This window comes from Bradyrhizobium algeriense, from assembly GCF_003062295.1.
Taxonomy (GTDB): domain Bacteria; phylum Pseudomonadota; class Alphaproteobacteria; order Rhizobiales; family Xanthobacteraceae; genus Bradyrhizobium; species Bradyrhizobium algeriense.
In genome coordinates this window covers 76,701-89,832 of the sequence record NZ_PYCN01000007.1, presented here as the reverse complement: position 1 = coordinate 89,832, position 13,132 = coordinate 76,701, and the positions used below count along the sequence as shown (strand labels likewise).

The 13,132-nt window shown below is 62.7% G+C and carries 9 protein-coding genes and 1 pseudogene; 5 read left to right on the top strand and 5 right to left on the bottom strand.

Going from position 1 to position 13,132, the window contains the following annotated elements; all coding sequences use genetic code 11:
* Positions 1–51: 51 nt before the first annotated feature.
* Entirely contained in the window at positions 52–384 is a 333-nt protein-coding gene (locus C7G61_RS16305; protein WP_108515912.1) for a PRC-barrel domain-containing protein, read from the top strand.
* A gap of 425 nt (positions 385–809) precedes the next feature.
* On the opposite strand, the gene uvrA is transcribed toward C7G61_RS16305, so the two are convergent.
* The 3 genes from uvrA to C7G61_RS16290 all read right to left on the bottom strand — a co-directional run bounded on the left by uvrA (position 810) and on the right by C7G61_RS16290 (position 5,769).
* Positions 810–3,794: an excinuclease ABC subunit UvrA gene (uvrA, locus tag C7G61_RS16300; RefSeq protein ID WP_108515910.1), complete on the bottom strand. Its 2,985-nt coding sequence runs from the start codon at positions 3,792–3,794 to the stop codon at positions 810–812.
* Positions 3,795–4,048: 254 nt separating this feature from the next.
* Positions 4,049–4,792: an outer membrane protein gene (locus tag C7G61_RS16295; RefSeq protein ID WP_108515908.1), complete on the bottom strand. Its 744-nt coding sequence runs from the start codon at positions 4,790–4,792 to the stop codon at positions 4,049–4,051.
* 227 nt (positions 4,793–5,019) lie between these two features.
* Positions 5,020–5,769, bottom strand: a complete 750-nt coding sequence (locus C7G61_RS16290) for an outer membrane protein (RefSeq protein WP_108515906.1) — start codon at positions 5,767–5,769, stop codon at positions 5,020–5,022.
* A 530-nt stretch (positions 5,770–6,299) separates the two neighbouring features.
* Here C7G61_RS16290 and C7G61_RS16285 point away from each other — a divergent pair.
* From C7G61_RS16285 to C7G61_RS16270, 4 genes and pseudogenes are all read left to right on the top strand, one after another.
* Entirely contained in the window at positions 6,300–6,788 is a 489-nt protein-coding gene (locus C7G61_RS16285; protein WP_108515903.1) for a single-stranded DNA-binding protein, read from the top strand.
* Between the two features lie 169 nt (positions 6,789–6,957).
* Positions 6,958–7,209, top strand: a pseudogene (locus C7G61_RS16280) (DUF2306 domain-containing protein); the annotation flags it as partial.
* 204 nt (positions 7,210–7,413) lie between these two features.
* Positions 7,414–10,143 (top strand): DNA gyrase subunit A, encoded by a 2,730-nt coding sequence (gene gyrA, locus C7G61_RS16275; RefSeq protein WP_108515901.1) that lies wholly within the window; start codon positions 7,414–7,416, stop codon positions 10,141–10,143.
* A gap of 239 nt (positions 10,144–10,382) precedes the next feature.
* On the top strand, positions 10,383–10,892 hold the full coding sequence (locus tag C7G61_RS16270) for a hypothetical protein (protein ID WP_108515899.1): 510 nt from the start codon (positions 10,383–10,385) through the stop codon (positions 10,890–10,892).
* A gap of 155 nt (positions 10,893–11,047) precedes the next feature.
* Here the strand turns inward: C7G61_RS16270 and C7G61_RS16265 are convergent, their stop codons facing one another.
* The gene (locus C7G61_RS16265) at positions 11,048–11,680 is read right to left on the bottom strand and encodes a hypothetical protein (protein WP_244608320.1); all 633 of its coding nucleotides are present in this window, start codon (positions 11,678–11,680) and stop codon (positions 11,048–11,050) included.
* A 443-nt stretch (positions 11,681–12,123) separates the two neighbouring features.
* Positions 12,124–13,119, bottom strand: coding sequence for a Bug family tripartite tricarboxylate transporter substrate binding protein (locus C7G61_RS16260; RefSeq protein ID WP_108515893.1), 996 nt, complete (start codon positions 13,117–13,119; stop codon positions 12,124–12,126).
* Positions 13,120–13,132: the final 13 nt, after the last annotated feature.

Genomic DNA, 13,132 nt, shown 5'->3' with positions numbered 1-13,132 from the left:
GCGCTTGTGCTATAATTACTGGGAAAAGGAAAGAAAAACAGGGAGGACGCCATGCCTCATACCCTGGTGCCCAGTGATCGCGTCGAGCGCGCGAATGTCTACGGGCTAGACGGCGCAAAACTCGGTACGATCGAGCGATTGATGCTGGACAAGGTGACCGGAACCGTCGCGTATGCCGTGATAAAAACCGGCGGGATCCTCGCCAGCCACCACCATTATCCCGTGCGGTGGGACGCACTCAGGTTCGATCCCGCGCGCCACGCCTTCGTGGCCGAACTGACGCTGGAGGACCTGCGCGCCGGCCCGTCCGAGTTCGATGAAGACGATTTTGACTGGGGCGACCGCTCGCGATCCTACCCGCATCCGCATTATTGGACGGTGTAGGGGCGAAGGCGGGGTTAGCTAAAGGCGACCCGTTGCTCGCGCTTAGAGGGAAGCGGTGGATTGGATAGCGCTTCGCTAATCCGCCTTACGCTTGCTACGTTACTGTCGCCTGGACGAGACGCCAGATTCTTTAATCGCTCGTATTTCTTCCAATTTGAGTCGACAGTTACCGTATGGCTCGGTCTGTGGCTTAAATCCAAGATCGCGACACTTTGCGTCATCCGCAGCCTCTCTGGATTTCTGCAGGGAGCCGGGACTTGCCAGTTCTCGAAAAAATCCCCTCATCGTTCCATCTCCAACGAGAGGATCTGCTCGACAAGTCGGGCAATAGAGCATCAAAATTAGACAATGCGCCGCCGCTCTTGGAAACATCGCCACCCCTCTCTGACAGCGAGGTTAGACCGCACAGACGAAGGGACCAGCGATCACTCCGCCGCCTCACTCGCGCTGCTGCTCTTCCGCGGCTTGCCATCCGCCTTCTTCAGTACCGGCGCCAGAAACTTCCCCGTATAGCTCCGCGGCGCCTTCACGATATCCTCCGGCGGGCCCCAGGCGACGATTTCGCCGCCGCCGTCGCCGCCTTCGGGGCCGAGGTCGATCACCCAGTCGGCGGTCTTGATGACCTCCAAATTGTGCTCGATCACGACCACCGTGTTGCCCTGCGACACCAGCTCGTGCAGCACTTCCAATAGTTTCGCTACGTCGTGGAAGTGAAGCCCAGTGGTCGGCTCGTCCAGGATGTAGAGCGTGCGGCCGGTGGCGCGCTTTGACAGTTCCTTCGCCAGCTTGACGCGCTGGGCTTCGCCGCCTGACAGCGTGGTGGCCTGCTGGCCGACATGGATGTAGTCAAGGCCGACGCGGTGCAGCGTTTTGAAAGTTTCGCGGACGCGCGGCACCGCCTTGAAGAATTCGGCGGCTTCTTCCACCGTCATGTCGAGCACGTCGGCGATGCTCTTGCCCTTGAACAGGACTTCGAGCGTCTCGCGGTTGTAGCGCTTGCCCTTGCAAGTGTCGCAGGTGACGTAGACGTCGGGCAGGAAGTGCATCTCGATCTTGATGACGCCGTCGCCCTGGCAGGCCTCGCAGCGGCCGCCCTTGACGTTGAAGGAGAAGCGGCCGGGCTCATAGCCACGCGCTTTCGCCTCGGGCAGGCCGGCGAACCATTCGCGGATCGGCGTGAACGCGCCGGTATAGGTCGCGGGGTTCGAACGCGGGGTGCGGCCGATCGGCGACTGGTCGATGTCGATGATCTTGTCGATATGCTCCAGCCCTTCGATGCGGTCGTGGGGGGCGGCGCCTTCGCTGGCGTTGTTGAGTTTGCGGGCGATGGCCTTGTAGAGCGTGTCGATCAGGAGCGTCGACTTGCCGCCGCCGGAGACGCCGGTGACGCAGGTAAACAGCCCGAGCGGGATTTCCGCCGAGACGTTCTTTAAGTTATTGCCGCGGGCGTTGACGACCTTGATGGTGCGCCGGTGGTTCGGCGGCTTGCGCTCGGGGATCGCCACCGACATCTCGCCGGTGAGGTATTTGCCCGTCAGCGATTTCGGGTTCTTCATGATCTCGGCGGGCGTGCCCTGCGCCACGATGTGGCCGCCATGCATGCCGGCGCCGGGGCCGATGTCGAGCACGTAATCCGCGAGCCGGATCGCGTCCTCGTCATGCTCGACCACGATCACGGTATTGCCGAGGTCGCGCAGCCGCTTCAGCGTTTCCAATAGCCGCGCGTTGTCGCGCTGGTGCAGGCCGATCGAGGGCTCGTCCAGCACATAAAGCACGCCAGTCAATCCCGAACCGATCTGGGAGGCGAGGCGGATGCGCTGGCTTTCGCCGCCGGATAGCGTGCCGGAGGCGCGGGAGAGCGTGAGATAGTTCAGGCCGACGTCGAGCAGGAACGACAGCCGCTCGCGGATCTCCTTCAGCACCCGCGTGGCGATCTCGTTCTGCTGCGCGTTGAGCGCTTTCGGCACGCTCTCGAACCACTCGCCGGCGCGAAGCACCGACATTTCAGAGATTTCGCCGATATGCTTGCCGCCGATCTTGACGCACAGCGCCTCGGGCTTGAGGCGATGGCCGTTACAGCGGGCGCAGGGGATGTCGGAGAAATATTTTGCCAGCTCCTCGCGCGCCCATTCGCTCTCGGTCTCGCGGTAGCGGCGCTCGAGATTGGTGATGACGCCCTCGAACGGCTTTTTGGTATCGTAGGAGCGGACGCCGTCCTCGTAGGAGAATTTTATCTCGTCGTCGCCGGAGCCGTGCAGCAGCGCTGCCTGCGTCTTCTTCGGCAGGTCCTTCCACTTGGTGTCGAGCGTGAACTTGTAGAATTTGCCGAGCGCGGTCAGCGTCTGGATGTAATAGGGCGAGGACGATTTGGCCCACGGTGCGATCGCGCCCTTGCGCAGCGTCATCTCCTTATCGGGAATGACGAGGTCCTCGTCGATATGCTGCTCGACGCCGAGGCCGCCGCAGGCCGGGCAGGCGCCGTAGGGGTTGTTGAACGAGAACAGCCGCGGCTCGATCTCGGGGATGGTGAAGCCGGAAACCGGGCAGGCGAATTTTTCCGAAAACAGAATGCGCTCGGGCCCGCTCTTGTCGTGGATCTTTGCGGTCTTCTTGTCGGACTTCTTCTCTTCCGCAGCGCCGGCCGGCGCGTCGGCATATTCGATCACAGCCAACCCCTCGGCGAGCTTCAGCGCGGTCTCAAAACTTTCGGCGAGGCGCTGGCCGATGTCGGGGCGGACCACGATGCGGTCGACCACCACGTCGATGTCGTGCGGGAATTTCTTGTCGAGCGTCGGCGCCTCGGCCAGTTCATAGAAGGTGCCGTCGATCTTGACGCGCTGAAAGCCCTTCTTGAGCCATTCGGCGAGCTCTTTCTTGTACTCGCCCTTGCGGCCGCGCACGACCGGGGCGAGCAGATAGAGGCGGGTGCCTTCGGGCAACGCCAGCACACGGTCGACCATCTGCGAGACGATCTGGCTTTCGATCGGCAGCCCCGTGGCGGGCGAATAGGGCACGCCGACGCGCGCCCACAGCAGGCGCATATAGTCGTAGATCTCGGTGACGGTGCCGACGGTGGAGCGCGGGTTCTTCGACGTCGTCTTCTGCTCGATCGAGATCGCGGGCGACAGGCCGTCGATCTGGTCGACATCCGGCTTCTGCATCATCTCCAGGAACTGGCGCGCATAGGCCGAGAGTGATTCGACGTAGCGGCGCTGGCCTTCGGCATAGATGGTGTCAAAGGCGAGCGAGGATTTGCCGGAGCCGGAGAGGCCGGTGAACACGACAAGCTTGTCGCGGGGAATTTCGAGATCGACGTTCTTGAGATTGTGCTCGCGTGCGCCGCGGATGGTTATCGCGCGCGATGCGGAGCCGGCGGGTGGTTGGCGCTTCGCCCTTAGCACTTCATCCATATCGGCATTTCCAGGCGCGCAGGTCGCGCGCCGAGTTGGGCGCGCATTGCCCGCTGGAAACCGGGATCAGGCGCCGATGATTGAAAGTCGGAACATAGGAAGAACGACAGAAAATATCCAGTGCCGCGCGCGAATCATCAACGGATTGTTTTCGCCGAGATATTTTTGGCAGCAGCAGTCAGCAGTGCCGCACAAAAAAAGGCCGGCGCAAGGCCGGCCTTTTCTCAATCTTGGGAACTCAGGTGACGCGGAGATCAGTACGCGCCGAACCTGTAGTTGATGCGAGCGGTGACCACGTCAACGTCCTGACGGATGCGGCTCTGGGCCACCAATGTGCCAGCCGGGAAAACGACGCCGTTGCTCACGAAGTTATAGGTCTTGTCCTGCATGAACATGTGATTGTATTCGATGCCGGCCGACCAGTTCGGGGCGAAGCCATATTCCAGGCCAACGCCGACTACGCCACCCCAACGGGTCTCATCGACACTGTTGGCGAGCTGGACACCGGTGCCGGTCGCGAGCACACGGTAGCGATCGGAGGTCACGGCGGCGCCGCCCTTGAGATAGAACAAGACGTTGTTCGCGGCGTAGCCGACCTGACCGGTGAACAGTCCGAAGGCATCGACACGAGTGTCGTTGGTGAACGCCGGAAGCAGCGGGATCGCATTGCTGCCGTGGAAGTCAGCCCAGTTGCCCTGCGCTTCCACGCCGAATACCCACGAAGCAGCCTGCCAGCGGTAGCCGATCTGACCACCGACTGTGCCGCCGGTTGCGTCATGGCTTCCCTCCGAGAGAGCGATGCCGAGGCTGGTCTCGTCCCAACGGTTGCGGCTCGATCCCCAGCCGCCGTTAACGCCGGCGTAGAAGCCGCTCCAGTTGTACACCGCAACTGCCATCGGTGGCGCTTTGGTATAGGGCCGGGCAGCAAGGTCCGCGGCCGCTGCGGGGGCCATCCCAAGCGCGATCAGGGCAGTCGTCGTCAACAAAATCTTCTTCACGTTTCTTCCTTTCGGCATTTCCAACGCAACTGCGGGAGTCGTCAATTTGAGGTTGCCTGCGCATATAGCGCGAAGTCATCGCAGAATGCTGTCGCCGAAAAACCACATCTGGGGCAAATGTAGGTACAATGCAACCGACGCGGGTGTCGACCATGCCGCGGTACAACCAAACAAACAAAAAGGCCGGCGTGACGCCGGCCTTTCCGCATTCTGTGTGCTCGCAGCGATCAGTACCTGGCGATGACCGGGCCGCCGAAGCGGTAGTTGATGCGAGCGGTGACGATATCCACGTCCTGGCTAATCCGGTCGTTGCCGAAGAAGGCGCCAGTCGTGTCGACGAAGGTGTGGGTGCGGTCTTGCATGAACAGGTGATTGTACTCGACGCCGACCGACCAGTTCGGAGCGAAGCCGAATTCGATGCCAGCGCCGACCACGGCACCCCAGCGGGTGTCATCACCGGTGGTGCCGACCGCGAGGCCCGTGGGAACATCAAAGATGCGGTAACGATCCGCCGTAACGGCCGCACCACCTTTGACATAGAACAGAACGTTGTTGGCCGCGTAACCGACTTGGCCCGTGATCAGGCCGAATGCATCAATGCGCGACTCGTTGCGGAGCGTCGGATCGATCAGGCTGACATTGCTGCCCTGGAAGTCGGCCCAGTTGCCCTGGCCTTCAATACCGAACACCCAGGTGCCGGCCTGCCAGCGATAACCTATCTGACCGCCGACGGTACCGCCGTCTGCGTCATGGCAACCCTCGGCTCCGACGAACGCGCCGGCCACGTCCACGAAGTCCCAGCACTTGCGGCTCGTACCCCAGCCGCCGTTGGCGCCGATGTAGAAGCCGCTCCAGTCGTACACGACGGCGACCGGCGCCGGCGGGGCCTTGGTGTAAGGCCGTGCTGCGAGGTCAGCCGCCGCCGCAGGGGCGGCGAACGCGATGAGGGCAACCGTACTCAAGAAAACCTTTTTCATGGGGTCTATCTCCAGCTCTTCCGCTTTCCGTTGGTCCCGAAGCGTTTCGAAATGACGCGGGCATTCGCGCCGTTCGACAACTTCTATATCGCGACTCGCCCGGAAATGGTGTCGCCGGAATGCAACATGCACAAACGAAGTGTATTTACCCAAGCTAATGATTTACCTGCTATATTCACGATACCGTGCGGAACTTTCGGGTTCCATTTCGGAAGCTTTTGGGTTCCCCGTGAGTTCCCGGTAATCGCGCTTGGGTTGCATCGTGAGAACCGGGCCAGATAGTAGGTGCTGGCGGGAACAAAGCTGGAACGGTCGCGGGGGCGATGCTATATGTGGATAACCGCTGGGTTGCCGAGGGATCGCTAAGTCGGCGGAGCCTGCGAGTGTATAGGGTCGTTCGAATGTCCGGAAACGGACGCAGAAGGCGGACAAGCGACAGGTCAAGAATTGAAGGCGGCCGGCACCTGGCGGGTCCGACCAGTAATTTTTGCCAGTGATTTTTTGCCGGCGATATCGAGTGGAGAGCGGCGATGGCGGGAAGCGTGAACAAGGTGATTCTGGTCGGCAACCTCGGCAAGGATCCTGAAATCCGGCGGACACAGGACGGGCGGCCGATTGCCAATCTGAGCATCGCGACGTCGGAGACCTGGCGCGACAAGGGCACCGGCGAGCGCAAGGAAAAGACCGAGTGGCACCGCGTCGTGATTTTCTCCGAACCGCTTTGCAAGATTGTCGAGCAGTATCTGAAGAAGGGCGCCAAGGTTTACATCGAGGGCGCGCTGCAGACCCGCAAATGGACCGACCAGAGCGGCGTCGAGAAATACTCGACCGAAGTCGTGCTGCAGGGCTTTAACTCGACCCTGACGATGCTGGACGGCCGCAGCGGCGGCGGTGGCGGCAGTTTCGGCTCCGACGATTCAGGCGATTTCGGCTCCAGCAGTCCGGCCAGTTCCGCGCCGCGCCGGGCCGTGGCGGCCGGTGCCCGCAACAGCGACATGGACGACGACATCCCGTTCTGAATCGGGGCCTTCGCCCGGCATATTGGCTCGCAAGAAATTCTCTTGCGAGAACTGGCATCTACACCTGCGTTACGACTGATGTGCCGGCGCAAGAACCGGCCGCATTGGGCTGAAAAGCCATTTGTTGTCTTGCGCCGGGGGCAGACGCGTCGCGATCCGGGCCCGCGGCCTGATGGCTGTCGTCGCCGCCAGCTCGTTCTGGATCCACGAGATCCGCTTGCTCGGCCCATGGAGCCCGATCCATCTGCTGTCGATCTTCACGCTGATCGTGCTGCCGATCGCGGTGTGGAGAGCCAGGCGCCATCGGATCGCCGATAATCGTCGGATCATGACGATGATTTTTGTGGGCGCGCTGGTCATTGCCGGGCTGTTCACATTCCTTCCGGGGCGGATCATGCATGCGGTGGTTTTCGGCCATTAAGCCGTCGCAAAAAGCGTCGCTTGGACCCGCTGTTTGCGGCTCCGAAAAAGCTCGCTCCCGCGAGCCCCATGCAAGGCGCTTCCGATCCCCGTAAGTCCATGAAAAAACGAGCGGAAAAAGAGCCGATCCGGAGCGCTTCGGGGTGGTTATCGGACCCCCGATGCGCTATATGATTCTCGACTGAGAATTGACCGGATTTCCCCTTTGTCTGACCCTGAAGATAACACGCCCGGCGAGCCGCCGGAGCCCTCTGATATTCGTCCCGTTTCCATCCTCGACGAGATGAAACGCTCCTACCTCGATTACGCCATGAGCGTGATCGTGGCGCGGGCGCTGCCGGACGCGCGCGACGGACTCAAGCCCGTGCATCGCCGCATTCTCTACGCGATGCACGAGAACGGCTTCGAATGGAACAAGTCGTACAACAAGTCGGCGCGCACGGTCGGCGACGTCATCGGTAAATACCATCCTCACGGCGATCAGTCGGTCTATGACGCGCTGGTGCGTCTGGCGCAGGATTTCTCCATGCGCGTGCCGCTGATCGACGGCCAGGGCAATTTCGGCTCGGTGGACGGCGATACGGCGGCCGCCATGCGGTACACCGAATCCCGCCTGACCAAGATCGCGCAGACGCTGCTCGACGACATCGACAAGGACACCGTCGATTTCCAGGCCAATTACGACAGCCGCGACCGCGAACCGACGGTGCTGCCGGCCAAGTTCCCGAACCTGCTGGTCAACGGCGCCGGAGGTATTGCCGTCGGTATGGCGACCAATATTCCGCCGCACAATCTCGGCGAAGTCATCGACGCCTGCGTGGCGCTGATCGACAATCCGGCGCTGACGATCGACGACCTCATCAACATCGTGCCGGGACCGGATTTCCCGACCGGCGGCATCATCCTGGGACGGCAGGGCATCCGCTCGGCCTATCATCTCGGCCGCGGCTCGATCGTGATGCGCGGCAAGGTCACGATCGACACCATCCGCAAGGATCGCGAAGCGATCATCGTCACCGAAATTCCCTTCCAGGTGAACAAGGCCACCATGGTCGAGCGTATCGCCGAACTGGTGCGCGAGAAGAAGATCGAGGGCATCTCCGACCTGCGCGACGAATCCGACCGTGACGGTTTTCGCGTCGTCGTCGAGCTGAAGCGCGATGCGGTGCCCGACGTGGTGCTGAACCAGCTCTATCGTTTCACGCCGCTGCAGACGAATTTTCCGGCCAACATGGTGGCGCTCGACGGCGGCCGTCCGCTGACGATGAACCTGAAGGACTTTTTGACGCTGTTCGTCGCCTTCCGCGAGCAGGTGGTGACGCGGCGCACGAAGTTCCTGCTCAACAAGGCCCGCGACCGCGCCCATATTCTGGTCGGCCTCGCGATTGCAGTCGCCAATATCGACGAGATCATTCGCGTTATCAGAACCTCGCCCGATCCGACCACCGCGCGTGACATCCTGATGTCGCGGGACTGGCCGGCGCGGGATGTGGAAGCGATGATTACGCTGATCGACGATCCCCGGCACCGGATGGCCCCCGACGGCACCGCGCGGCTGTCGCTGGAGCAGGCCAAGGCCATTCTCGAGCTGCGTCTGCAGCGGCTGACGGCGCTTGGCCGTGAGGAGATTTCGGAAGAGCTCGACAAGCTCGCGGTGGAAATCGCCGACTATCTCGATATCCTGCGCTCGCGTGCGCGCGTGCAGGCGATCATCAAGGATGAATTGGCGGCGGTGAAGGGTGAGTTCGCTACCCCGCGCAAAACCGTCATTATCGAGCAGGAAGGCGAGGTCGAGGACGAGGACCTGATCCAGCGCGAGGACATGGTGGTCACGGTCTCGCACGCCGGCTACGTCAAGCGCGTCCCTCTCTCGACCTATCGCGCCCAGCGGCGCGGCGGCAAGGGACGGGCGGGCATGCAGACCCGCGACGAGGACTTTGTCTCCCGCCTGTTCGTGGCGTCGACCCACACGCCGGTGCTGTTCTTCTCCTCCCGCGGCCAGGTCTACAAGGAAAAGGTCTGGCGGCTGCCGGTGGCGGCTCCCAACGCGCGCGGCAAGGCGCTGATCAACATCCTGCCGCTGGAGCAGGGCGAGCGCATCACCACCATCATGCCGCTGCCGGAGGACGAATCCTCCTGGGGCAATCTCGACGTGATGTTCGCCACGACCGGCGGCACCGTCCGCCGCAACAAGCTGTCCGACTTCGTCGATGTCCGCCGCTCCGGCATCATCGCCATGAAGCTCGGGGAGGGCGAGGCGATCGTCGACGTGCAGATCTGCACCGAACACGACGATGTGCTGCTGACGGCGGCCGGCGGCCAGTGCATCCGCTTCCCCGTCACCGATGTCCGCGTCTTCACCGGCCGCACCTCGATGGGCGTGCGCGGCATCGCCTTGGCCCAGAACGACACGCTGATCTCGCTGGCGATCCTGCGCCATGTCGAGACCACCTCCGAGGAGCGATCGGCTTACCTCAAGATGCGCCGCGCGGTGGCAGGCGAGACCGCGACCGAGGAAACCGCCGAGGCGGAGACCGAGGAGGCGTCGACCTCGATCCAGCTTTCTTCCGATCGCTACGTCGAGATGTCGGCGCAGGAGCAGGTCGTCTTGACGGTGTCCGTCAACGGCTACGGCAAGCGCACGTCATCTTACGAGTACCGCACCACCGGCCGCGGCGGCAAAGGCATCGTCGCGATGTCCGTTAACAACCGCAACGGCAAGCTGGTGGCGTCATTCCCCGTGGAGCACAGCGATCAGATCATGCTGGTGACCGACAAGGGCCAGTTGATCCGCTGCCCGGTCGAGGACATCCGCATCGCCGGCCGCTCGACGCAAGGCGTCATCGTGTTCGATACCGCCGAGGACGAACACGTGGTGTCGGTCGAGCATATCGGCGACGACGGGGAGAACGGCGAGAACGGCAACGGCGGCTAGCGCCGCCGTCCCGTGTAACGAGTAGCCCGGGCGACGCCAACGGGTCGCGCGAATGCGCGCCCGGCGACGAGCGCAATTGCGCTCGCACAGTGATGACCGCTGGCGAGACTGTTCCCGGATTGCGCTGCGCGCCATCCAGGCTACGCGCTCCCGCTCACGGTAAACCTGCCCTTAACCATAGATTGTTACCATTTGCTGTGTCCGGGTGGTGACCGTCCGGCCAAACGGGAGCGGATATCATGCCCGTCGAGATGCTGACGTATGCCGAACTGGGGGAAAGGCTCACGGTTTCCCCGGAGGCGGCCCGTGCTCTGGTGAAACGACACCGCTGGCCGCGCTCCCGCTCCAACGACGGCAAAACGCTTGTCCAGGTCGATCTCAGCGAATTCAGCCATTCCCCAATATCCCGTCCGCCGCAAGCTCAGGCCGGTCACCAGGTGGTCACCGCCTTAAAGCAACATATTGAGACCTTGCAGACCGAGCTGGCAGAGATGAAGGTGATCGCCAGCGGCTATCGGGGCGACTTTGAGAGAGAATGCGAACGCACGAACAAGCTCCTGGCCGAACTGCTCAAAGTCAGCACGGAAAGCGTGGGAGCCCGGGAAAAGGCCGCCCTGCTCGAAGGGAAGCTATCGATGCTGACGCAACCTTGGCGACGTCGGCTGATCGATGCTTTCACCCTTGCGCTGCCACAAGTCGCCTCCAACCCTCGCGAGAGCGCCGACCCGGTAGCCCAGTCACGGAATTGATCCGACTTGCCGACGTGCCGGGCTGGCACAAACCTGCACATCATTCCGGCTCTGCCATTTCTGACCTGAATGTTCAGTCCGGCTTATCTCTGAAATGGTGTGCTTGTTGATGTAGACAGGAAGTCACTTGCTCGCCTTCGAACTGGCGCTCCTCACTACAATGCACGCCGACTCGCCCTCGCATTAAATCGCGCAAACAGCATGGCTTCCCGGAGGGGCCGGCTCGAGCCTAAGACGAAGACGAGGCCCAGCGCCATCAGCAGCACGCCAAGCCAGGTTGCCATCCAGCCCGGGCCGTCATCGGCCGCCTCGGCGTTCGGAAAGGCGACCGGCGCTGCAGCGGCAGGAGGCACGGAGGCGGCAACAGCGTCGCTGGCGGCTGGTGCGGCTGCCAGAAGCGTCTCTGCGTCGAGCTGGCGCGACGTGGGTTGGTCAAGCGTAAACTTATCGGTCGCGCGGTTGGCGACCGGTGGTGGCGGCACGAAGGCTGCGGCCTCCGTAGTCGGGAGGGAAGCGGCATCGACCATCCTAAGCTCGGGTGCGGGCTGTGTCGGCTGAGACGTTTCCGCTGGTGCGGAGCGCAACAGCTCCGCGCGCGCATCCATGACCGCCTTGCGCCGCGCGGCCTCATTCTCCTCGACAGCTGCGATCCGAGGCTTCGCGGCGCGATCACGAGCCTGCTTCACCGTCGCGGTCCCCTCGGCAGCCTGGAACCAGCATTTGCGGCGTCCCTCAGAACGATAGACCCAGCGCTGACCCTCCGCCGTTGACGTACCGGGTCGCGGCAAGCACTCCCTCTCCTTTTCCGCGGAAGCAGGCTCAGGGGCCGGCGGGGGAGGAGAGACATTGAACAAGTCTGCAAGAGGATTCGAAGACGCAGGCGAAGTCGGGAGACCTGCGAGAAGGACAAAGGTGGCGATGCAAAATCGCAGATGACCGGCCATGAGAACCCCGGAGTTGCGCCCCCGCGGAAACGATCTTTGGCCGTGACCTGGGTCACAATGCGGCTCAAATCCGGCAAGGGGACGGATTCATTCTGGTATGGAACCAGATTGAGGCCAGGGTGCCGTCCTGCATGCAGCTCGTGTGTCCTGGTTCGCTTTTGGCAGGGCGCGTTGCATTGGAGGAACGCCAACAGCTAGCCGCAGCCTGGCTGGAGCAACGGGTCGCGCGAATGCGCGTGCCCGATGACGGGTCCCGGATTTCGCTTCGCCCGGGCTGCGCACAGGCATCACTCGATGGTCAAGCCCGCCTTCTGGATCAGCGGCACCCAGCGATTGATTTCCGACTGGACGTAGTTGCGGAAGCCGGTTGGAGTGTTGGTCGCTTCTTCTGGCATTTCCAGGCCGAGCGGGGCGAGGCGCCCGCGCAGGTTCGCATCCTGGGTGGCCTTGCGGATCGAGGCGTTCAAGCGCTCCACGATCGGTTGCGGCGTTCCCTTCGGCGCCAGGAATCCGAGCCAGACCGGGAAGTCGAGGCCGTCGACGCCGAACTCGTTGGTGGAAGGCACATCAGGCAGAGTGGAAATCCGCGCCGACCGGAACACCGCCAGCGGCCGCACGGTTTTCGCCTGAATCTGGGCCAGCGCCGTGAGCGACACTTCCACCATGTAATCGATCTGACCCGCGATGAGATCGTTCATCGCAGGGCCCGTTCCGCGATAGGAGACCAGATTGACCTTGGTGCCGAGCCGTACATTGAGCATCGCTGCGCCCATGTGGGCCGACGAGCCGGGCCCGGCCGTGCCGGCATTGAGCTTGGCCTCGTTGGCGCGGACATACTCCACGAATGCCTTGAAGTTATCAGGCGGAAGGTCGCGCTTGACGATCAGCACCTGCGGAAGGTCGCCGAGCAGTCCGAGATGTTCGTAGTCCGTGATCGGGTTGTAGCGCAGGTTCTTGTAAAGCCCGACACTCGACACGTGCGTGCCGGCCTGGCCGATCTGGATCGTATAGCCGTCGGGCGTCGCGCGCGCGGCCCTGGTCGACCCGATCGTTCCGCCCGCGCCGGCGACGTTTTCGATCACCAGCGTTTGTCCGAGGTCGCGCGAAAGGAATTCGGCATAGATGCGCGCGATGGCATCGGTCGGCCCGCCGGCGGCAAACGGCACGATGACGGTGATCGGCCTGTCCGGGTAGTTCGTCTGGGCGCGCAGGATCGATGGAATGCAAAGTGCGCCTGCCAGACCAAGAGTAACTGCGCGGCGGTCGAGAGTTCGCGACGCCATGAAGAGATCCTCC

What these genes read in the sequence shown, in the direction of transcription:
- C7G61_RS16305 (WP_108515912.1), top strand. Translation starts at nt 52, where the DNA reads ATGCCTCATACCCTGGTGCCCAGTGATCGCGTCGAGCGCGCGAATGTC.
- uvrA (WP_108515910.1), bottom strand. Translation starts at nt 3,794, where the DNA reads ATGGATGAAGTGCTAAGGGCGAAGCGCCAACCACCCGCCGGCTCCGCA.
- C7G61_RS16290 (WP_108515906.1), bottom strand. Translation starts at nt 5,769, where the DNA reads ATGAAAAAGGTTTTCTTGAGTACGGTTGCCCTCATCGCGTTCGCCGCC.
- C7G61_RS16285 (WP_108515903.1), top strand. Translation starts at nt 6,300, where the DNA reads ATGGCGGGAAGCGTGAACAAGGTGATTCTGGTCGGCAACCTCGGCAAG.
- C7G61_RS16270 (WP_108515899.1), top strand. Translation starts at nt 10,383, where the DNA reads ATGCCCGTCGAGATGCTGACGTATGCCGAACTGGGGGAAAGGCTCACG.
- C7G61_RS16260 (WP_108515893.1), bottom strand. Translation starts at nt 13,119, where the DNA reads ATGGCGTCGCGAACTCTCGACCGCCGCGCAGTTACTCTTGGTCTGGCA.